The sequence below is a fragment of the Streptococcus sp. C150 genome, from assembly GCF_000187445.1.
Classification (GTDB): Bacteria; Bacillota; Bacilli; order Lactobacillales; family Streptococcaceae; genus Streptococcus; species Streptococcus raffinosi.
Genome location: NZ_GL698452.1, coordinates 39,789 through 61,810 on the forward strand (window position 1 = coordinate 39,789; position 22,022 = coordinate 61,810).

General features: G+C 37.8%; 23 protein-coding genes and 1 rRNA gene. 21 read left to right on the forward strand and 3 right to left on the reverse strand.

The annotated features are described in order from the left end of the window. Nucleotides 1-122: 122 nt before the first annotated feature. The 3 genes from HMPREF0848_RS09660 to HMPREF0848_RS09670 form a co-directional block, all read right to left on the reverse strand. Nucleotides 123-734, reverse strand: a complete 612-nt coding sequence (locus HMPREF0848_RS09660) for a Fic/DOC family protein (protein ID WP_008536251.1) — start codon at nt 732-734, stop codon at nt 123-125. Continuing rightward, on the reverse strand, nt 727-915 hold the full coding sequence (locus HMPREF0848_RS09665; protein WP_000171299.1) for a hypothetical protein: 189 nt from the start codon (nt 913-915) through the stop codon (nt 727-729). The genes HMPREF0848_RS09660 and HMPREF0848_RS09665 overlap by 8 nt, the downstream gene beginning before the upstream one ends. A 177-nt stretch (nt 916-1,092) precedes the next feature. Beyond that, the gene (locus HMPREF0848_RS09670; RefSeq protein ID WP_008536252.1) at nt 1,093-2,247 is read right to left on the reverse strand and encodes an MFS transporter; all 1,155 of its coding nucleotides are present in this window, start codon (nt 2,245-2,247) and stop codon (nt 1,093-1,095) included. A 226-nt stretch (nt 2,248-2,473) separates the two neighbouring features. Here HMPREF0848_RS09670 and HMPREF0848_RS09675 point away from each other — a divergent pair, with 226 nt between their 5' ends. The 21 genes from HMPREF0848_RS09675 to HMPREF0848_RS09780 form a co-directional block, all read left to right on the forward strand. Next, nucleotides 2,474-2,776, forward strand: a complete 303-nt coding sequence (locus HMPREF0848_RS09675; RefSeq protein ID WP_008536253.1) for an ArsR/SmtB family transcription factor — start codon at nt 2,474-2,476, stop codon at nt 2,774-2,776. Nucleotides 2,777-2,950: 174 nt separating this feature from the next. After that, a complete protein-coding gene (locus HMPREF0848_RS10890; protein ID WP_008536254.1) occupies nt 2,951-3,859 on the forward strand; it encodes a hypothetical protein in 909 nt (302 codons plus the stop codon). Between the two features lie 149 nt (nt 3,860-4,008). Beyond that, entirely contained in the window at nt 4,009-4,944 is a 936-nt protein-coding gene (locus HMPREF0848_RS09685; protein WP_008536255.1) for an IS30 family transposase, read from the forward strand. A 543-nt stretch (nt 4,945-5,487) separates the two neighbouring features. Next, nucleotides 5,488-6,069, forward strand: coding sequence for a hypothetical protein (locus HMPREF0848_RS09695; protein WP_008536258.1), 582 nt, complete (start codon nt 5,488-5,490; stop codon nt 6,067-6,069). 3 nt (nt 6,070-6,072) lie between these two features. Then, nucleotides 6,073-6,282, forward strand: coding sequence for a helix-turn-helix transcriptional regulator (locus tag HMPREF0848_RS09700; protein WP_008536260.1), 210 nt, complete (start codon nt 6,073-6,075; stop codon nt 6,280-6,282). A 640-nt stretch (nt 6,283-6,922) separates the two neighbouring features. After that, nucleotides 6,923-7,339 carry an LPKTxAVK-anchored surface protein gene (locus HMPREF0848_RS09705; protein WP_008536262.1) on the forward strand — a complete coding sequence of 139 codons (417 nt, stop codon included), beginning with the start codon at nt 6,923-6,925 and terminating at the stop codon, nt 7,337-7,339. Nucleotides 7,340-7,425: 86 nt separating this feature from the next. Further along, the gene (gene srtB / locus HMPREF0848_RS09710; RefSeq protein WP_008536263.1) at nt 7,426-8,262 is read left to right on the forward strand and encodes a class B sortase, LPKTxAVK-specific; all 837 of its coding nucleotides are present in this window, start codon (nt 7,426-7,428) and stop codon (nt 8,260-8,262) included. A 168-nt stretch (nt 8,263-8,430) separates the two neighbouring features. Then, complete coding sequence (locus HMPREF0848_RS09715; protein ID WP_037609552.1) at nt 8,431-9,648, forward strand: CapA family protein; 1,218 nt, start codon at nt 8,431-8,433, stop codon at nt 9,646-9,648. A gap of 379 nt (nt 9,649-10,027) precedes the next feature. Further along, on the forward strand, nt 10,028-10,294 hold the full coding sequence (locus HMPREF0848_RS09720) for an ACT domain-containing protein (RefSeq protein ID WP_002888272.1): 267 nt from the start codon (nt 10,028-10,030) through the stop codon (nt 10,292-10,294). Nucleotides 10,295-10,312: 18 nt separating this feature from the next. Continuing rightward, the gene (locus HMPREF0848_RS09725; RefSeq protein ID WP_002888271.1) at nt 10,313-11,650 is read left to right on the forward strand and encodes a PFL family protein; all 1,338 of its coding nucleotides are present in this window, start codon (nt 10,313-10,315) and stop codon (nt 11,648-11,650) included. A gap of 115 nt (nt 11,651-11,765) precedes the next feature. Next, nucleotides 11,766-12,470, forward strand: coding sequence for a histidine phosphatase family protein (locus HMPREF0848_RS09730; RefSeq protein ID WP_008536268.1), 705 nt, complete (start codon nt 11,766-11,768; stop codon nt 12,468-12,470). Continuing rightward, nucleotides 12,457-13,254 carry a M15 family metallopeptidase gene (locus tag HMPREF0848_RS09735; RefSeq protein ID WP_008536271.1) on the forward strand — a complete coding sequence of 266 codons (798 nt, stop codon included), beginning with the start codon at nt 12,457-12,459 and terminating at the stop codon, nt 13,252-13,254. The genes HMPREF0848_RS09730 and HMPREF0848_RS09735 overlap by 14 nt, the downstream gene beginning before the upstream one ends. Continuing rightward, nucleotides 13,251-13,835, forward strand: coding sequence for a glycoside hydrolase family 73 protein (locus tag HMPREF0848_RS09740; RefSeq protein ID WP_008536272.1), 585 nt, complete (start codon nt 13,251-13,253; stop codon nt 13,833-13,835). The genes HMPREF0848_RS09735 and HMPREF0848_RS09740 overlap by 4 nt, the downstream gene beginning before the upstream one ends. Nucleotides 13,836-14,023: 188 nt before the next feature. After that, nucleotides 14,024-15,058 carry a heat-inducible transcriptional repressor HrcA gene (hrcA, locus tag HMPREF0848_RS09745; RefSeq protein ID WP_008536274.1) on the forward strand — a complete coding sequence of 345 codons (1,035 nt, stop codon included), beginning with the start codon at nt 14,024-14,026 and terminating at the stop codon, nt 15,056-15,058. A gap of 38 nt (nt 15,059-15,096) precedes the next feature. Next, nucleotides 15,097-15,621: a nucleotide exchange factor GrpE gene (gene grpE / locus HMPREF0848_RS09750; protein ID WP_037609553.1), complete on the forward strand. Its 525-nt coding sequence runs from the start codon at nt 15,097-15,099 to the stop codon at nt 15,619-15,621. 478 nt (nt 15,622-16,099) lie between these two features. Continuing rightward, nucleotides 16,100-17,923: a molecular chaperone DnaK gene (gene dnaK, locus HMPREF0848_RS09755; RefSeq protein ID WP_002888263.1), complete on the forward strand. Its 1,824-nt coding sequence runs from the start codon at nt 16,100-16,102 to the stop codon at nt 17,921-17,923. A 368-nt stretch (nt 17,924-18,291) separates the two neighbouring features. Next, on the forward strand, nt 18,292-19,428 hold the full coding sequence (dnaJ, locus tag HMPREF0848_RS09760; RefSeq protein WP_008536278.1) for a molecular chaperone DnaJ: 1,137 nt from the start codon (nt 18,292-18,294) through the stop codon (nt 19,426-19,428). A gap of 103 nt (nt 19,429-19,531) precedes the next feature. Beyond that, nucleotides 19,532-20,278 (forward strand): tRNA pseudouridine(38-40) synthase TruA, encoded by a 747-nt coding sequence (truA, locus tag HMPREF0848_RS09765; RefSeq protein ID WP_008536280.1) that lies wholly within the window; start codon nt 19,532-19,534, stop codon nt 20,276-20,278. After that, on the forward strand, nt 20,271-21,032 hold the full coding sequence (locus HMPREF0848_RS09770) for a bifunctional hydroxymethylpyrimidine kinase/phosphomethylpyrimidine kinase (protein ID WP_008536282.1): 762 nt from the start codon (nt 20,271-20,273) through the stop codon (nt 21,030-21,032). Before truA ends, HMPREF0848_RS09770 begins: the two co-directional genes overlap by 8 nt. Continuing rightward, a complete protein-coding gene (locus HMPREF0848_RS09775) occupies nt 21,022-21,498 on the forward strand; it encodes an ECF transporter S component (protein WP_008536283.1) in 477 nt (158 codons plus the stop codon). Before HMPREF0848_RS09770 ends, HMPREF0848_RS09775 begins: the two co-directional genes overlap by 11 nt. Nucleotides 21,499-21,883: 385 nt before the next feature. Further along, nucleotides 21,884-22,022 (forward strand): 16S ribosomal RNA (locus HMPREF0848_RS09780); the annotation flags it as partial.

The window sequence follows — 22,022 nt, forward strand, 5'->3', positions numbered from 1 at the left end:
AAGAAGAAAGCTTCTGAAACGTTAGATTTCAGAAGCTTTTTGTCTTTAAGTTTTGAGTAAGTTATAATTTTCTGTGATATTTAGGATATTTAAAAAATATACAAGTGTTTTTGTAGATTAATTTACAATTTTTCCAGTATTTTGCCAAGTAGTTCTTCTAACTTTCCTAAGTCCCCATAGACTGTCCCATCCATATAAAGATTGTAAACTTCATCATCTTGTTCCACGCGTACTTGTGCAGAATAACCTTTTGATAGTGCTAAGGAACGAATAACTTCTCGTTGAGTTCGTCCATTCCCTTCTCGAAAGGGATGGAAATAATTAAGATTATCAAGAATTTTTGCTAATTGTTTAATAATCTCATCTTTTGAATTAGCAGTTTGATAATAGGTATGAATAAGATGGTTGATATAGTCTTGGGCAGTACTGAAAGATTGTATTGACATAAAAGGATTCCCATTTTTTGAGATATTCACCTTGCGAAATTGCCCCGCCCAAGCATAGACATCTTGAAATAAATATTTATGAATGGCTAAAATATCACTAATGGAGTAGACTTCAATGGTTTTCAAGCGCAAGTCTGCAAGCCTTTTAGTAACGAATAAATGCTCATTCCGGTAGGCTTCTTCAATTTTTGTAATATTTTGTTTGTTGATTAAGACTGTAGAATTTGGATAGGTATATTGGTGATTGGGGTCAATGTACTCATAGCCTTCGTATTGATTTTTAACCAATATTCAATTCCTTTCGTTTGTTGATAACATAAGTTTTTAAATCAATCACATCTTGAACAGTAGGTTCATAATTTTCAATCATTGATGACCCAATAGCATACCAGACAGTATCAAAATCTGAAAAGTTATCAAAGGGAATCCCTAAAATTGTTAATTCTTCTTTATTCACATCAAGAGTCATGGCACACCTCCTTGTATAGAGTTATCCTTATTATACCATAAAATCGGTATTTTCACCTAAAGGATAGAGACTGTTATTAAAGCCAGAAAACTAGTTTTGTTCGCTTTTTATATTTGAGGTCAGACTTTTGTTCCAACCTCTTTATTTTATATTGTTTTTAGAATTAAAATATTGAGCTTAAGATTTATCTTTCTTAAACGCCCCTGCTTGTGCATACAATAACCATGATAAGGCAATCATAATAGCTGCGAAAACAGAAATTCCTGAGAATCCTGTAAATTTCACAAAGAGAACTCCTCCCACTATACCTGCAATTGTTTCACCTAAATACATTACTGCATTTGATAATGAAGAAATCGTACTTCGTGCATTTTCAACAGTACCTTGCAAAGTCGCCATAAACAAAGGAAAAATAAATCCATTATTTATATAGATAATTATTAATAAAATTTCGGCTACCCAAAAATTATTAGCAAAAGGTAGAATAAGGTAGAGGATAATTAATGTAAGTAATTCAGTTTTAAAAGTTCTTTGTAAACCAAATTTTTTAACCAATTGACTTCCAAATAAAGAACCCAATAAGTTACCTGCACCAATAGCTATAATTGCAGTACTAATGTTAGTTAAACTCATATTAAAGTCATTGGTAAACCATGTAGATATGAAGGTAATGGCTGTAAAAGAACCTGTTTGAAAAACAAAATAAGCAATTAGATAACTAACTGATTTTTTATTAGTTAGGATATTTTTATAAGCCTCTGTAAAAGAAATTCTATTTGCTTTTCCAATTTCAAGTTTTGGTAGAAAAATATGGATTAAAATGAGAAGTATTAAGGAAGCAAACGCAATCGTATAAAAGGGAGTTTGCCAAGAAAAGTTTGCCAGATAGCCACCAATAGGTACCCCAGCCATTTGAGAAACGGATAAACCAGCGGTCGCATATCCCATAACCTGCACAATATACTTTTTATCAACAACAATAGGAATTGAAGCCCAAACTTGTGGAGTTATAAATGAAGCACTGATACCTGCAAATAAGCGAAAAAGGAGCATTAAAGGAAAACTTGTTGCAAAACCACATAGAAAAGTTGAAATGGTAAAAGCAATCAGCCCATAAGTCATTACTTTTTTTCTATCACGACCATCTGAAATTGGGCCTGAGATAAGGGCAAATACAGCATAACCTATTGCATATGCGCTGACCATCCAACCAGAAACTGAAGAATTTATATTATATAGGTTTGCTAAAGTTGGAAGCAGTGGAGAAATTAAAAATGTATCAGTTCCTATAATGAACATTGTTAAGAAGAACAAAAGAGAGTATTTTTTCATTGTATATTAACATCACTTTCTAAGAATATTTTTGTTATAAGTTATAAATAGATACTTTACGTAATAATTGCTATCCAGTTCTGTTTCATAAAACACCTCCTTTTTAAATTTAATAGTTAAACAATTATTGAACTATTAAACTTTATATTATCACTATAATGCAGAAAAGTCAACGACGGCCGTACAAAAAATTGACAAGTGTTTATTTCAATAGTAAAATTACTTTATGACTATGAAACAATATAACCTTAGCGAAGATGATTTAAGAGTTAAAATTTTTAAAGCATTAGCAGATAATGTTCGTCTAAAAATTATTAGATTACTGTACAGAGCGAATACTGAACTAAGTTGTGGAGAAATTGGCGATTTGCTCATTATTAGTAAATCAGCTGCTTCGTATCATTTTAAAACTTTGCGAGAAGCTGGCCTTACTACAACAAGAAAAGTAGGTCAGAATAAATTTGTAAAGTTAAATCATGAGACATTTGATATTTTCTTACCTGGCTTTCTTAATTCTTTAGACAAATAAGCAAATGCATTTCAACTAGACCAGTAGTTTTCTTGTGTTAACGGGGAGGTATACCTAAATTGTCAAATTAAGCTAGATTTTTCATGTCATGTAACTCAGAAAAACTTGGTATGGTGTTTGATAATTTAGGAAATTAAAAAAATAAACATTATATCCTTAGGTGAGGCAAAATTCATGGATTATGTAGTAAGATTACATTTGAAGACTGGGACTGACTTCAGGCAGGGATTGGTAGATTTCTGTTTAAATAGTAAAAAACAGTATGTTGCTATTGGGTGGAGTAGTCAGAGTGAAGATCTCTATCGTGAGAGTTTTCAAGAGTATTATCATAGGGTTAAAGAGTTGTCTGGAAGAGCTAATCCAGCAATTAACGTTTTTAGGGATGCTGAAGTAGACGACTTATTCTGGACGCGAGATCTGAATGGTAATTATTGGATTTGTAGAGTCATTTCGCCTGTTGAAGTATTATGTGATAAACGGTTGGATATTGGAGCAGTCTTACCAGTAGAAGCTTATAATTTTGGAATGCAAGTACCTGGACAAATTAAATCGTCTTTTAATAGACCTCGAGGTGGTACTGTTGAAAGAATTCGTGATAGAATAATAATTGAGTATTCGAAAACAATTTTTAATCAATTATCGAACAGTAAATATTATAAGGTTATTCCATATGAGGATAATCTTTTGGATAATCTACCAGATTTTGACTTAGAGGAACTTGTGATATCTTATTTGCAAATAAAAGAGAACTACTATGTTCTATCTAATTCAATAGCAAATAAATCTACTACAATTAAGATCGAGTGTGAAATGATTTCTAGAGAGGTTGGTAACTTTAGGAAAGCTGTGGTCCAGGTGAAGGGCAAGAAAGCGAAAGTACTTGATGCTTTAGATTTTAAACAATATGTTGAAGAGGGATATATAGTTTACCTATATGTACCGCAAGTAATTAATATAGATCAGATTGATAATGTGATTCGAATAAATAATGATGACCTATTAGATTTTTACAAGAAAAATAAACCCATACTCCCATTATCAATAACTCAGTGGGAAACTCTATTCGGTAGTAATAACAGCTAAGTTGTTTACTTGAAATTTCCCTATTTCAAACAAACTTATTCAATTTTTTTAAAATGATAGATTGTAAAATATAGTGCAACAAAAAAACTCATAGCCTTTCATTGGTGTAAACTGTAAGTAACCACACAAACAGAACCCGAGGAAAAACTATGAGCTACTCCCATCTTACCATAACCGACCGAATAAAGATAGAAACCTACTTAGAATTAGATTTGAAACCTTGCCAAATTGCAAGTAAACTTGGCGTCCATAAGTCTACCATTTCAAGAGAATTAAGAAGATGCCAAAATGGTTATTCCGCAGCCTTAGCACAGGAACAGTACGACCACAGGTCTAAACAAAAAGGTCGGAAGTCTTGTTTGACACCAGAGTTGAAAAAGGAAATTGAGGACGGTTTAAAATCCTCCTGGTCGCCTGAACAGATTTGTGGCCGCTATCAGCTTGAACAAAAGCCAATGGTAGCTTTTAAAACCATCTATAACTGGCTCTACGCTGGTTTGATTGATCTGGATTTAAGCGTCCTTCGTCGTAAAGGAAAGACTCGACAACCCAAAGAAACACGAGGGACATTTAGGATTGGCACATCAATTGCCAAACGTCCTAAAGAGGTCAGGAATCGTGAGACTTTTGGCCACTGGGAGCTTGATACTGTGGTGTCTTCCAGAGCCAAAAGCAAGGGCTGTTTAGCGACCTTTCTGGAGCGAAAAACGCGCTTTTACTTAGCTTTCAAGATACCAGACAGAACAGCCAAATCCATGTTTTCAGCCATCAAACAACTTTGTAAGCTATTTCCAAAAGAGGCTCTTAAAACCTTCACTTCAGACAGGGGAAAAGAGTTTGCCTGCTATCCTCTGGTAGAGAACTTAGGAATTCCCTTTTTCTTTGCGGACGCCTATTCATCCTGGCAGAGAGGAAGCAATGAAAACGCAAATGGCTTACTAAGAGAATATTTCCCAAAGAAAACAGATTTAGCCGCTATCTCTGAGGAGGCTTTGACCAAAGCCTTATATGATATCAATCACAGACCGCGAAAATGTTTAGCTTACAGAACTGCTTGTGAAGCTCTAGAGGATGAGTTTGAGTAAATGTTGCACTTATTCTTACAATTTATCAAATAAAAAAAGCAGTACAAGTCTGCTAGAATTTGATGTAAAGCTGTTTTAAAATTGCTTAAAATAAAGCCTTGTCAAACCAGGTCTTAAGAAAGCTCGTAAAGCTAGCCAGTTCTCAAAACGTTAATTCGTTACTGGACAGCAGAGTACAAACGAAAACACTTTGCAGCTTGCAAGGTGTTTTTTTGTATGAGAACTGGTGGTGCGCAATTAGGATAGCTTTAGCGACTTTAGTCGCATAGAGATATGCTATGCACAGTTGCCCCAAGAAAACAAGCAAAGCGACGTTTGATTGGATGGCAACCACTTCACTCAAAACGTTAATCAATACAATTATATCAACGTTTCAAAGCACTCACAGGTTTGCCCTATGGGGCTTTTTTGTATGGATTTCTAAAAAATATTCTAAATCTTACTTGAATTTTGCATTCATCTTGAAAATTCTACAACAATGTGATATATTTATAACATATGAGATGTGATATATTTATAACATTTTAAAAGGAGCTGACAAAGATGAAAATATCGAAGAATTTAAAGATAATCCTTTATATCTTTAGCGTGCTTATTGTTGTATGTTTAGTTTTATTACTGGGGAATCACCTACCGATTCTAGCAAAAGGAGCTATTATGACGATGTCTTGGCTTCCTACGTATTTAGCTTGTACGATGCTATCGGTCCTCTCAAAATCAACCTATCAAAAGAAAGAGAAAAACATGTTTGGGATTACTGCAAAATTATATACAGTGCTTGTACTTCTCTCGTCCTCGATCTATACTATTGGAGTTTGGCTTCTAACTCCTGATTCTTTGATTAAGAATATAATGTTAGGAATTGGATTAAGTGTTCAATTGTTATTAATGTTTTACTTCTTATTCAAGAGAATTAATGAAGAACCCGATGAACGATTTTATAGAAATATTGCAAAGTCCTCTTCCATTTTGTTTACAATAGCAATCTTCATATTACTTCTAATTGCAACCTTGATAGCCGTCGGTGGAGTTTTCATTTTGAATGCTGGATTTCTTTATATTTTGGTGGCTTTTTTACTCTTATTATTTGCCATTACTTACTTTATCATTGAAAAAAGGGGATGAAATATGGCGAAAGAAAGTAAAATAGAGACTAACTTGAAAGAAGTAAGGGAAGCTTATGGTATGACTCAACAAGATTTAGCAGATCAAGTAGGGATACGGAGAGAAACGATTGTTCACTTGGAAAATAACCGCTACAACCCTTCGTTGGAAATGGCTTTAAAAATAGCACAAGTCTTTAATAAACAAGTGGAAGAACTATTTCATCTGAAATAAGAGAAGTAAAACAATCCTTATTTTGAGTTTTACTCATAGTGTATACGAAAAAATTGTCAAAATCATTTTCTTAAAAAAATTTTAGTTTAAACTCTATCAAAAATAAGATAGCAGCTTATTTTTCCATAATTCTAACTGATGTAAACGAATTCCTAAACAAAACAACTCTCATAAATCCTAATTTTTATCTAATGGAACAAACTAAAGTTCTGCATATTATGTATTTATCATCCAAAAACATCAGAAAATAAGTAGGTGAGGTTATTTGAGAGTTGATATTGTTCTACACCTCCAGTAACTTAGAGTTGGTCATTTTACAGGACTCTTCTAGCCATTGTTTTTTATGATAAGGAATGTATATTTTACTGGTTTTATCTTTATATATGAAGAAAGGTGTGTATTTTAACTTAAGGTAGCGCATAATAAATAGTTCAAAATAACACTAAGATTAAAAACTGTTAATTGTTTTTGGGTAATAACATGCCTGTCGACTCCTTTGTTCGTAGGAATTGTAGTGTATATTAAAAATTTAAAAAAGTTTTTAAAAAATTGTTGACATATCCCTAAATAGTGTTATAATCTATAAATGTCAGGGAGGTCCTGATATAAAATATAATAATCCATTAGAGGAGAAACAATTATGAAAAAAGTATTGCTTACATCAGCTGCAGTTCTTGCAGTATTCGCATCATCAGCTGCGGTATTCGCTAACGACGGTAACGTTCACACAGGAAACCTTGATAACACTACAGCAGCAACTGGTAGCGACTTCTTCACAAACAACGAAGGTGGACTTACTCAAGCTGCTAAAGATGGTCTTAACAACGTTGATGCAGATTCAACTAAACAAAAATTTGAAGATGCTGGTGAACACATCGAACCAAAACGTGACGCTAACGGAAACATCATCAAAGATGAATTCGTAGTTACTGATAAAGCTAACGCTAACAAAGATGCTAAAGACGAAGCTAAAGCTGTTAAAGCTGCAGAACAAAAAGCTCCAGCAGCAGCTAAAGCTGACGCTAAAGCTCTTCCAAACACAGCAGCAGTTAAATAATTAACCGTTATTGCTGAAAAGAATATCACTGGGGCTTAGGCTTCGGTGATATTTTTCTATAGATAAAGAAAAGGATTTCATATTTCATGAGTAGTCATAATCGTAAATCTACTGGATCTCGCAAAAAACTGATTGCTGGGATTTCAGCCTTAGTGATTGCTGCTTTGGCAATTTTCCTTGGCTTCCAGTACATGTCGCCAACAGCGTCATCTTCTAATGGTATTAAGAGTGCTTTGACTACCAAAAAAGCAAGCACTTATAAGGTTTCAGATGAGGAAAAATCTTATCTAAAGAACAAGTTTGATGGCCTTACTGCAACTAACCCTGATACTATCGCCTATGTTTATGCACCAGGGACGAAATTAGATGAGCCAGTTGTTCAAACAACAGATAACTCAACTTATTTGAACAAAACGTTTGATGGGGGCAATGTTCCTTATTTAGGAACAGTCTTCATGGACACAGATAATAAGAAAGACTTCAGTGACCGCTTGACTTGGCTCTTTGGTCATGCTCGAGGAAGTAAGGTTGCTGATAGCCGTATGTTCAATGATGTTAACTACTACAGTGATCAGTCATTCTTTGACAAACACAAATATGTTGTTATAGAAACACCTCAACGTAAGTATTATTACGAAGCCCTTGCGATGGTCATCGTACCTGAGGATACAGCGTTCTATCGTACATCTTTTGAAAATGATAAAGACTTTAAACAACAGTTGGATATCATTTATGATCATGCTAGTGTTAAAAACAAGGATTTGAAGGTTAGTGCTTCAGATAAATACCTCGTTCTTTCTACTTGTCGTGAGGAGGATGAAACGATTCGTGCTAATCTCTACTTGCGTCAAATTCCAGATTCTGAAATGACAGATTTTGTTGCTAAGCATGGCAAAGATTTGGAATATACACCAACACGATAATGATTAATAGAACTCTACTTCTGATGAAGTAGGGTTTTTATCTTGTTTCGAAACAGCTTCTATGCTTGTCAATCATTATAGAGGTGAGATGTAATCGTTTATTAATCTTATTTACGATTTATGGATAACTTTTTTTGGTACACTAGAAGTGTGAAAAAGGAGATTATTATGGAACAGAGCCGTGCTAAAAAGCGTGACATTGCAATGACTAATAAGATTTTGATGGGGTTGATTGCCCTCGTCTTAGGTTTGCTTTTTCTTGAAATTTTAATTGTTAATGGGAATAATGAACAGCGGAAAAATGGTTCGAATCAAGTAAAGACGGCACGTATCATGGCAAATGGTGACTTGCTTTATCACGACGGTCTTTATATGAGTGCCCTTCAGGAAGATGGTAGCTATGATTTTACGGAAAATTTTACTTATGTGAAACCGTGGTTAAAGCAGGCTGATTTGGTTTTGGGTGATTTCGAAGGGACCATTAATCCTGATTATCCTCTGTCGGGTTATCCCTTATTTAATGCTCCTCAAGCAGTGACTACGGCAATCAAGGATGCTGGCTATAATGTCATGGATTTGGCCCACAACCATATTTTGGATTCTGGTTTAGAGGGGGCTTTTACAACAGCTAATGCCTTTAAAAAAGTAGGCATTGACCCTATCGGTGTTTATGAAAAACCTGTGCGTGACAAGGCACCCCTACTCATCAAGAATGTTAATGGTATCAAGATTGCGATACTCTCCTATTCTTATGGTTACAACGGTCTGGATTCAAATCTGACTAAGAAAGAGGTTGCGGATTATTTGTCGAATCTAGATGAAAAACGTATGAAGGCTGAGATTGAACGTGCTGAAAAAGAAGCTGATATCACTGTTATCATGCCGCAGATGGGCGTTGAGTATCGTTTGGAACCGACAAAAGAGCAGATTACCCTTTATCATAAGATGATTGATTGGGGGGCTGATGTTATCTTTGGAGGACATCCTCATGTGGTTGAGCCGTCTGAGGTGGTAAAAAAAGATGGACAGCAAAAGCTTATCATTTACTCGATGGGGAATTTCATTTCTAACCAGCGTATAGAGACAATGGACGGTGTGGATAGCGCGAAATGGACGGAGAGAGGTGTTTTGATGGACCTGACTCTTGAAAAGAAAAATGGTCAAACCACGATTAAGACAGCTCAAGCGCACCCAACCTGGGTTAACCGTACACCTAAGGGAACAGTTTCACCGGAAGGTTATCCTTTGTATACCTACCAAACCTACATCTTAGAGGATTTCATCAAAGGTGGAAAATATAGAAATCAACTAGACGAAGAAACCAAAGAACGTGTGGATACTGCCTATAAAGAAATGAATGCTCATGTTAATTTAAAGTGGAAATAAATTGATAATATCACCTGAATTGTATTGATCTCAAAAGTTAGATTTTTTCTGTCTAACTTTTGGGATGCCGTTCAATTGGGGTGGTATTTTTTATTTATCGACAAGTTACCCACAGAGTTATCCACAATTGTGGATAAGTCAGTGGACAGTGTGCATCATTGAATTTTTAAGATGAGAAATCATAAAAAAGACTGACGCTGTAAATTTAGTTATCCACACGTTTTTAGATATTGGTATGAATCTAATTCATAAACGATACTAGCTAAAACGGGTGAAAATATTCGTCTTTTTCGCTTAAAAAGGTATATTTTCTATAAAAAATAGCCTTTTTACGTAAAATATGCTAAAATTATACAAAATAAAATGATGGAGGCTTGTCATGAAAGCGATTATTACAGTTGTAGGTAAGGATAAAGCGGGTATTGTTGCAGGAGTTGCGACTAAGGTTGCAGAGCTTGGCTTGAACATTGACGACATTTCCCAAACAGTCCTTGATGAGTTCTTTACGATGATGGCAGTGGTATCATCAGAAGATAAGCAGGATTTTACTCACCTACGTGGTGAATTGGAAGCCTTTGGTGAATCATTGAACGTTAAAATCAACATCCAAAGTTCAGCGATTTTTGATGCTATGTACAACTTGTAAGATAGGAGTAGCTAAAAAATGGATATTAAACAGGTTACAGAAACCATTGCCATGATTGAGGAACAGAACTTTGATGTTCGTACCATTACCATGGGAATCTCACTCCTTGATTGTATTGATTCAGATATTGATAAGGCTGCGGAAAAGGTATACAACAAGATTGTTTCTAAAGCTAAGAATTTGGTAGCAGTTGGTGACGAAATTGCGGCTGAACTTGGTATTCCAATTGTTAACAAACGTGTCTCAGTTACGCCAATCTCAATCATTGGTGCAGCGACAGATGCGACAGACTATGTACCATTTGCCAGAGCACTTGATCGTGCGGCTAAAGAAATCGGTGTTAACTTTATTGGTGGTTTTTCTGCCCTTGTTCAAAAGGGCTACCAAAAAGGTGATGAGATTCTTATTAATTCTATCCCACGTGCGCTTGCTGAGACTGATTTTGTCTGCTCATCTGTAAATATTGGTTCAACAAAGACTGGTATTAACATGACAGCAGTACGTGACATGGGACGTATCATCAAAGAAGCTTCTGAAGCAGATCCAATGGGCCCAGGTAAATTGGTGGTCTTTGCCAATGCGGTTGAAGATAATCCCTTTATGGCAGGTGCCTTCCATGGTGTTGGTGAGGCTGACGTTGTAATCAATGTTGGGGTTTCAGGCCCTGGTGTGGTGCAGCGTGCTGTTGAGAAGGTTCCAGGTGAAAGCTTCGATGTTCTAGCAGAAACAGTTAAGAAGACGGCTTTTAAAATCACACGTGTTGGTCAGTTGGTTGGTCAGATGGCTAGCGAACGACTAGGCGTTGAATTTGGTATTGTAGACTTGTCTCTTGCACCAACTCCAGCAGTTGGTGATTCAGTGGCTCGTGTACTTGAAGCAATGGGTCTTGAAGTTGTTGGTACGCATGGTACTACTGCAGCTCTTGCCCTTCTTAATGACCAAGTTAAAAAGGGTGGTATCATGGCATGTAACCAAGTCGGAGGTTTGTCAGGTGCTTTTATCCCGGTTTCTGAAGACGAGGGGATGATTGCAGCTGTTAAGTCTGGTCATATCAACCTTGAAAAATTGGAAGCCATGACGGCTATCTGTTCTGTTGGTTTGGATATGATTGCTATTCCAGCTGATACGCCAGATACAACAATTGCAGCTATGATTGCTGATGAAGCGGCTATTGGTGTCATTAACCAGAAAACAACAGCTGTTCGCATCATTCCTTATGGTAAGGAAGGTGATATGCTTGAACTTGGTGGTCTCCTTGGCTATGCGCCAGTAATGAAGGTAAATAAAGCTTCTTCGGCTGATTTTATAGCGCGTGGTGGTCAAATCCCAGCTCCTGTTCATAGCTTTAAAAACTAAAGTGATGATAAGTGCTTTACCGATTGGTGAAGCATTTTCTGATGGTTTCGCTAGCTAGATAGTCAGGTAGATTTGTGCTATAATGAATTCAAAATGACGGAAAGAAGGGGGCGCCATGAGTAAGGTTAAGTTGTATATTGCGAGACATGGAAAAACCATGTTTAATACTATTGGACGTGCGCAAGGTTGGTCCGATAGTCCTTTAACGCCATCTGGTGAAGAGGGCATTCGTGAGCTGGGTGTAGGTCTAAAAGCGGCAGGTATTCCTTTCAAGTCTGCCTATTCTAGTGATTCGGGACGTACCATTCAAACCATGGACATTATCTTACGTGAGACTGGTTTTGAGAGCATTCCGTATAAACGGGACAAGCGCATTCGTGAGTGGTGCTTTGGTAGTTTAGATGGTGGCTACGATGGCGAACTTTTCTATGGTGTGCTACCGAGAACAGATGCTTTTCAAGGTAAGGATTTATACGAAGTGAGCTACCCCGAGCTTGCACAGAGTATTCTTGATGTGGATACGGCTGGTTGGGCAGAACCTTGGGAAGTTCTTAAAAAACGTATTATAGAGGGTTTTACAGCTATTGCAGAGGATGTGTTAAAAGCTGGTGGTGGTGATGCTATTGTCGTCAGTCACGGCATGACTATTGCGACCCTCGCTTGGTTAATTGACCCTTCTGTCGAACATCCTTCATTAGATAATGGTTCGGTAACTGTCGTTACATATGACAATGGGAAATTCACATTAGAAACGCTTGGCGAGATGACTTATCGTCAGGTTGGACGAGAGATAATAGAAAAAGAAAATGGCAAAAAATAAGTATCCAAGTCGTCGTCAGGCGAAAAAACAAACCAATTGGTTTTTGATTGTTAGTAGTGTCTTGATTGTAGTATTGCTAGTTATGGCGGGAGCCTATTCACTATTTGGTGTGCATCATACGGTTCAACAAACCAGTGGAACATCAGTCACAAAGAGTGACAAGCAAACTGCAAGTGCAACTCAGAGTAAAGATACGAAAGGACTTCCTGATGTATCACCGAAAGACTGGGAATTGCTTTTGGTAAATCGAGATAATAAGTCTAAAGAGCTTAATCCAAAGATTGCAGATGTTGATGGTATTTCCGTAGATTCAAGAATTGCTAAGAACGTCAAAGAATTTTTAGCAGCAGCTCAAGAAATTGATCCAAGTTATCATCTCATTTCAGGTTACCGCAGTGTTGCTTACCAAACAGAACTTTATAACACCTATGTTCAACAAGAAATGGCTACAGATCCAAGTTTGACGAAATCTCAAGCAGAGAAAAAGGTTCAAACGTACTCACAACCTCCTGGTGCTAGTGAACATCAAACAGGTCTTGCAATTGATATGAGTACCGTTGATAGCCTAAACGAAGCAGATCCTGATACGGTTGCTAAGGTCAAGGAATTAGCACCAAAATATGGCTTTGTTCTTCGCTTCCCAGAAGGAAAGGCGTCATCAACAGGCGTAGATTATGAGGACTGGCATTTCCGTTATGTTGGTAAAAAGTCGGCAGAGTATATGACCAAGCATGACCTTACCTTAGAAGAATATCTGGCACTATTAAAGGAGAAGACTAAGTGAGACGACGTTTTAAACTAAAAGCCTTCATAATCTTAGTTGCTGTTTTCGCTCTAGGTATCCTCTTGCCACTCATCTTGCATGCGTCTACGGATGACAATGCTCGTTCAGTCAAAGTTGCCTACACACAGAAAGAATTCGTTGACAACTTGGCTCCTACAGCGCAAAAGATGTCCAAAACCTACGGTGTGCCTGCCTCTATTCTCCTCAGTCAAGCGGCGTATGAGTCTAATTATGGTAGCAGTCTTTTGTCGGTCAAATATCATAATCTATATAGTCTATCTGCTCAGCCGGGTCAGGAGCATATCCTTCTGAAAGATAACGTTTATAGTAAAGGTAAATGGCAATATCAAAAGGTAGATTTTGCAGTCTTCAAGGATTGGTCAAGTTCTATGTTGGCTTATTTGGAAGGTCTTCGTCAGGGAAGATGGGGTGAATCAACCTATAAAGAGGTAGCAGGAACGACTAGTTATAAAGTTGCGGCGGAAAAATTACAAGCTGCAGGTTTCAACAGTGATCCGGACTATGCTAAGCATCTCATTTCTATTGTTGAAACCTATCATTTGTCAAAATATGATCGCTGAGATTTAAATGCCCCTTGAGGGTATTTTTTATTTTTTCTAGGTCTTTAGATGTATTTTTAGCACTCTTGCAAAAAGAGTGCTAATTTTTTGGTTTTTTGTGTTGACATGTTAGAGTTTAGGTGTATAATAGAATCATAAGTTAGCAGTCGGCATATGAGAGTGCTAATAAATAGAAATGAGGTGACATCGTGATTACGCAAAGACAAAACGCTATTTTGAATTTGATTGTTGAGATGTTCACTCGTACCCATGAACCAGTTGGTTCTAAAGCTTTGCAAGAATCTATCGATTCAAGTTCAGCGACTATTCGAAATGACATGGCCAAGTTAGAAAAAATGGGTTATCTTGAAAAAGCCTATACTTCTAGTGGGCGTATGCCAAGCCGAGCAGGTTTTCAATATTTTGTCGCTAACTCTTTGAATCTTGATACGATTGATGAGCAGGATGTTTATCAAGTTGTCAAGGCCTTCGACTTTGAGGCTTTTAAACTTGAAGACATTTTGGACGCAGCAGCAAAGTTGCTGGCAGAAATGACAGGATGCACAGCAGTGATTCAAGATGTGGAACCGACCAGACAGCGTCTGACGGGATTTGAAATCGTTCAGTTGTCTAATCATGATGCTTTAGCAGTTCTTACTTTGGATGAATCTAAGCCGGTGACAGTTCAGTTTGCTATTCCGAAGAATTTCTTGTCTAGTGATTTGGAAATTTTTCATAAACTTGTTCAAGAACGTTTCTTGGGGAACACTGTTTTAGATATCCATTATCGATTACGGACAGAAATTCCTCAGATTGTGCAAAAGTATTTTAAAACAACAGATAATGTTTTGGATTTGTTTGATTATATCTTTTCACAACTCTTTAGGGAATTGATTTTCATCGAAGGTAAGGTTGCATCATTGACCTATGCCGATTTAAAAACTTATCAGTTTTTGGATAATCCACAACATGTGGCGCTTGAACTTCGATCAGCTATCTCCGATGATGAAGTGACCAAGGTTTCGGTTGCTGAATTAACTGAAGAAGCTCTTGAAAATATAACAGTCATCAGTCATAAATTCCTGATTCCTTATCGTGGGATGGCACTTATGCATGTGATTGGTCCTGTTGAAATGGATTATCATCGCATGATTAGTTTGGTCAATGTTATCGGTAGGGTTTTGGTTATGAAGTTGACGGATTATTATCGGTATCTCAATAGTAACCATTACGAAGTTAACTAATATATAAAGTTTAAAAAGCATAGAAAGAGGTGTATGCCTTGACAGAAGATATTAAAAAAGAAGAAGTAAAAGAAGAGGAAACTACTGAAACAACTGAAAAAGTTGTAGAGGAAGCAAAAGACCCTTCTGAACTTGAAGAAGCACAAGCGCGTGCAGAGGAGTTGGAAAACAAATATCTCCGTGCCCATGCAGAAATGCAAAATATTCAGCGTCGTGCAAATGAAGAACGTCAACAACTGCAAAAATATCGTAGTCAGGATTTGGCAAAAGCTATTTTGCCATCATTGGATAATCTCGAACGTGCTCTTGCCGTTGAAGGTTTGACAGATGATGTGAAGAAGGGCTTGGAGATGGTCCAAGAAAGTTTGGTACATGCTCTGAAAGAGGAAGGAATCGAAGAAATCCCAGCCGATGGTGATTTTGACCACAACTTCCATATGGCTATTCAAACCATGCCAGCAGATGATGAACATCCAGCAGACACCATTGCACAAGTCTTCCAAAAAGGCTACAAACTCCATGAACGCGTCCTAAGACCGGCTATGGTAGTAGTTTATAACTAGGATACAAAGCCCGTAAAAAGCTCACAGTAAAAATAGGAGATTGACGAAGTGTTCGATGAACACAAGGAAATCTATCTTTTTTACCCAGAGCTTAGGGCGTGTTCAACTAGGCAATTCTGACGGTAGCTAAAGCGACTCGTCAGAAAACGGCAGTCGCTATGGCGTTTGCCTAGCCTCCTTACTAACTCGTCGTCGAAATAATATTGATTTCGACTCCTCGTGTTGTAACATAATAGGAAACTTGTCCGAAACGACACTAAACTATGAAAGAAAGATAAGAAGCAAGCCATAGGCTTGCAAAGCAGATATTTCCCGTCGTGGTGAAAGTTTCAGTAGCGTGTGCTACTGAAACAGGGGATTTTTGAGACAGTAGGCTCAAAAATAAGTGATGAAATCCCGAAGGGAGTTGCTCACGTCCCCACCACTTAAGGGAAGTATCAAAAAGAAAAAAAGAAGATAGATTCAAGGAGAAAAACATATGTCTAAAATTATTGGTATTGACTTAGGTACAACAAACTCAGCAGTAGCAGTTCTTGAAGGAACTGAATCAAAAATTATCGCAAACCCAGAAGGTAACCGTACAACACCTTCAGTTGTTTCATTCAAAAATGGTGAAATCATCGTTGGTGACGCTGCAAAACGTCAAGCAGTCACAAATCCAGATACAGTAATCTCTATCAAATCTAAGATGGGTACTTCTGAAAAAGTTTCTGCAAACGGTAAAGAATACACACCACAAGAAATCTCAGCTATGATTCTTCAATATTTGAAAGGTTACGCTGAAGATTACCTTGGTGAAAAAGTAACCAAAGCAGTTATCACAGTTCCAGCTTACTTCAACGATGCTCAACGTCAAGCAACTAAAGACGCTGGTAAAATCGCTGGTCTTGAAGTAGAACGTATCGTTAACGAACCAACAGCCGCAGCTCTTGCTTACGGTTTGGACAAGACTGATAAAGAAGAAAAAATCTTGGTATTCGACCTTGGTGGTGGTACGTTCGACGTATCTATCCTTGAACTTGGAGATGGTGTCTTTGATGTATTGGCAACTGCAGGGGATAACAAACTCGGTGGTGATGACTTTGACCAAAAAATCATCGATCACATGGTTGAAGAATTCAAGAAAGAAAACGGCATCGACTTGTCAACAGACAAGATGGCTCTTCAACGTTTGAAAGACGCAGCAGAAAAAGCTAAGAAAGACCTTTCAGGTGTCACTTCAACACAAATCAGCTTGCCATTCATCACTGCTGGTGAGGCTGGACCTCTTCACTTGGAAATGACATTGACTCGTGCGAAATTTGATGATTTGACTCGTGACCTTGTAGAACGTACTAAAACTCCAGTTCGTCAAGCTCTTTCAGATGCTGGCTTGAGCTTGTCAGATATTGATGAAGTTATCCTTGTTGGTGGTTCAACTCGTATCCCAGCCGTTGTAGAAGCTGTTAAGGCTGAAACTGGTAAAGAACCAAACAAATCAGTTAACCCTGATGAAGTTGTTGCCATGGGTGCTGCTATCCAAGGTGGTGTCATCACTGGTGATGTTAAAGACGTCGTTCTTCTTGACGTAACACCATTGTCACTTGGTATTGAAACAATGGGTGGCGTCTTCACAAAACTCATCGACCGTAACACTACTATTCCAACATCTAAATCACAAGTCTTCTCAACAGCAGCAGACAACCAACCAGCCGTTGATATCCATGTTCTTCAAGGGGAACGCCCAATGGCAGCAGATAACAAGACTCTTGGACGTTTCCAATTGACAGATATCCCAGCTGCACCTCGTGGTATCCCACAAATCGAAGTAACATTCGACATCGACAAGAACGGTATCGTATCTGTTAAAGCTAAAGACCTTGGAACTCAAAAAGAACAACACATCGTTATCCAATCTAACTCAGGCTTGACTGATGAAGAAATTGAAAAAATGATGAAAGATGCCGAAGCAAATGCTGAAGCAGATGCAAAACGTAAAGAAGAAGTAGATCTTCGTAACGAAGTCGACCAAGCTATCTTTGCTACTGAAAAGACAATCAAAGAAACAGAAGGTAAAGGTTTCGATACAGAACGTGATGCTGCTCAATCAGCCCTTGACGATCTTAAGAAAGCTCAAGAATCAGGAAATCTTGATGATATGAAGGCTAAATTGGAAGCTCTTAACGAAAAAGCTCAAGCTCTTGCCGTTAAACTTTACGAACAAGCTGCAGCAGCACAACAAGCTCAAGCAGGAGCAGAAGGTGCACAAACAGCCGATAACTCAGGTGACGATGTCGTAGACGGAGAGTTTACGGAGAAGTAAGATGCAAAGCCCGTTAAAACCTCACAGTGAAAATAGGAAATCTGACGCAGAAACTTTAGTTTCTAGGAAGATTTGTCTTTTTCACCAAGAGGTTAGGGCGTGCTCAATTCAGCTTAACAACTAAATGATAAAAAGAAATCCAGAGGTTGCAAACCAGCCTCTGTTTTTCGGTAAAATAAGTGAAGTGAATGCAAGGTATGCTTCTGCTTCATGTTGTGAAAAATAAAAAAGAAAGGAACAAAGAGTGTTCGTTGGTGAACACGGGCTATGAACCAAGCCAGAAAGATAGCTAATTAAAAGGTCCATTTATCCCTCTTAAAAACTATTGTTTTGGCTTTCTTCATTGGATGCCCTTTGTATCTTAAATTATGAACAATACTGAATATTACGATCGTCTTGGGGTATCTAAGGATGCCTCTCAAGATGAAATAAAACGTGCCTATCGTAAGATGTCTAAGAAATACCACCCAGACATTAATAAAGAACCAGGTGCAGAAGAAAAATATAAAGAGGTCCAAGAGGCCTATGAGACATTAAGTGACGATCAAAAACGTGCAGCTTATGACCAATATGGACCTGATGGCGCTAATGCAGGCTTTGGTGGTCAAGGTGGCTTCGGTGGTTTTGACGGTGGAGCAGGCTTCGGAGGCTTTGAGGATATCTTCTCAAGCTTCTTTGGTGGCGGTGCTGCTCGCAATCCGAATGCTCCTCGCCAAGGAGATGACCTTCAGTATCGTGTCAACCTAAGTTTTGAAGAGGCTGTTTTTGGTGCTGAAAAAGAAGTTCACTACAACCGTGAAGCGACATGTAAGACATGTTCAGGATCTGGTGCAAAACCGGGAACAAGCCCTGTAACCTGTGGTCGCTGTCATGGTCAAGGGGTTATCAATGTTGATACGCAAACACCACTTGGGGTGATGCGACGTCAAGTAACTTGTGATGTCTGTCATGGAACAGGTCAAGAAATCAAGGATCCTTGTCAAACTTGTCATGGAACAGGACATGAAAAACAAAGCCATAAAGTATCTGTCAAGATTCCAGCAGGTGTTGAAACAGGTCAGCAAATCCGTCTTGCTGGTCAAGGTGAAGCCGGATTCAATGGCGGTCCTTACGGAGATCTCTTTGTCATCATCAATGTAAATCCAAGTGACAAATTTACTCGTGACGGATCAACGATATACTACACTCTTAACATTTCCTTTGTTCAAGCAGCTCTTGGTGACACTGTTGAAGTACCAACAGTTCACGGAAATGTTGAGATGACGATTCCAGCTGGAACTCAAACAGGTAAAACTTTCCGTCTCAAAGGTAAGGGTGCCCCACGTCTTCGTGGTGGATCACAAGGGGACCAACACGTTACAGTGAAGATTGTGACACCTACGAAGCTCAATGATGCTCAAAAAGAGGCTCTTCTCGCCTTTGCCAAAGCAAGTGGTGATGAAAAGATTGCCCCACAGAAAAAAGGGTTTTTTAACAAAGTAAAAGATGCTTTAGAAGACCTGTAATGAAAAGACGCCTTGAGCGTCTTTTTTTACCACAAAAACTGTATGGGGTCAATTTATAGCCTAGCCACTTTTTATCCTCAATTAAATTTGATATGATAGGCTTATGGTTAGATACAAAGCAATAATTTCCTATGATGGTACACTTTTTTCAGGTTTTCAAAGACAACCAGACGCTCGCTCTATTCAGGAGGAAATTGAGAAAACGCTATTGCGGCTAAATAGTGGCACACCTGTAGTAGTTCACGGAGCAGGTCGAACGGATGCTGGTGTTCATGCCTATGGACAAGTTATTCACTTCGATTTGCCTCAGGAGCGGGATCCAGAGAAGCTGCGTTTCGGTTTAGATACGCAATGCCCAGATGATATTGATATTGTTAGTATCGAACTTGTATCAGAGGATTTCCATGCACGTTACAATAAACATAGTAAGACTTATGAGTTTCTAGTAGATGCAGGCCGTCCTAAAAATCCTATGATGCGAAATTATGCCACCCATTATCCCTATCCACTAAGCTTAGCTCCTATGCAAGAAGCTGCCAAAGATTTGGTTGGTACGCATGATTTCACAGGTTTCACAGCTTCGGGTACCTCTGTAGAAAATAAGGTGCGTACAATTACCCAAGCTCGAGTCTCAATTGATGAAAAAACTGGATTCTATGTCTTTACTTTTTCTGGCAATGGTTTTCTTTATAAGCAAGTTAGAAACATGGTCGGAACATTGTTGAAAATTGGAAATGGTCGCATGCCTATTTCTCAAGTTAAGACAGTTTTGGAAAGTTGTGATCGTAATCTTGCGGGACCGACAGCATCAGGTAATGGATTATATTTGAAGGAGATAAAATATGAGTGATGAATTAATTTTAGCCATTTCAGGTAATGACATTTTTAGTGGTGGAGGGCTTCACGCAGACTTAGCAACATTTACAACCAATAAGCAACATGGCTTTGTAGCTTTGACTTGTCTGACAGCGATGACGAAACATGGTTTTGAGGTCATTCCGATTGATAGCACGGTCTTTAAGCAACAACTGGAATCACTAATAGATGTGCCTTTCTCAGCAATTAAAATTGGGTTATTACCAAACGTTGAAATCGCAGAGCTAACTTTGGATTTTGTTAAGAATCAACCTGGAATACCAATTGTTTTGGACCCTGTATTAGTTTGTAAGGAGACCCATGACGTTGAGGTTTCTCGGCTACGTAATGAATTGGTTAAATTTTTCCCATATGTTACAGTCATAACTCCAAATTTACCAGAAGCTGAGCTCCTTATTGATAAAAAAATCCATACTCTTGACGATATGAAGCGTGCAGCTTGTATTTTAAATGAATTAGGTGCTAAGACAGTCATCGTTAAGGGTGGTAATCGTTTAAATAATCATAAAGCAATAGATGTCTTTTATAATGGAAAAGACTATAAAATCTTTGAAGAGGCTGTATTGGATAAAAATAATACAGGTGCAGGTTGTACGTTTGCCTCTAGTATAGCAAGTGAATTAGTTAAGGGATATTCAGAAATTGACGCTGTAGCTAATGCTAAAGTCTTTGTTTTTGAATCAATTAAACAATCAAATGAGTTTGGAGTAGTTCAATATGCAAAATGATAAAACAAAAAAACTAACATTGTTAGCTGTTTTAACAGCGTTGTCAGTCACTTTTGGCTTTGTAGCTAAAATCCCCACACCAACAGGATTGTTGACTTTGGTAGATGCAGGTATCTACTTTACCGCCTTCTATTTAGGTAAAAAAGAGGGAGCTATTGTAGGAGGTTTATCAGCATTTCTGATTGATCTCTTATCGTCTGCTCCACAATGGATGTTTATTAGTTTACTGATTCATGGTGCGCAAGGATATTTTGCTGGATTTAAGGGAAAATATCGTATTGTAGGTTTGCTACTTGCTACAATTTCAATGGTTGGTGGTTATGCTCTTGCTTCAATATTTATGTATGGAATAGGATCTGCCGTCGCAGAAATCATACCGAATTTCTGTCAGAACACTCTAGGGATATTAATCGGTTGGATATTATATCAAGGATTCCAAAAGGTTCAATCTAGAAAAGGGAAATAAGTTTCGTTAAAAACATATTGACATCCAATGTAATGAATGATAAGATATGAAAGTTGTCTCAAGTAAACTGACATTAACTTAAAAGAGTTCTAAAACTTTAAAAAAGTTATTGACAAGGTAAGCAAGAGATGATAATATGAATAGGCTACATCGGAGGATGAAGCAGAGACACGAGGAAGTTTGGAAAAAACTTTTCAAAAAGTGTTGACAAGATATTCTAGATTTGCTAGAATATAGGAGTTGTCTTAAGAGAGACAAAGACCTTTGAGAACTGAATAAGAAACCAAGTGCAGGGTTATGATAGAAGAAATTATAACCTGTCAATTTACAAGAAAAAAACGTCAGAAGACGGAAATGAGTTAACGCTCGAACAATTATTAAAGCTTTTAATGAGAGTTTGATCCTGGCTCAGGACGAACGCTGGCGGCGTGCCTAATACATGCAAGTAGAACGCTGAAGAGAGGAGCTTGCTCTTCTTGGAAGAGTTGCGAACGGGTGAGTAACGCGTAGGTAACCTGCCTTGT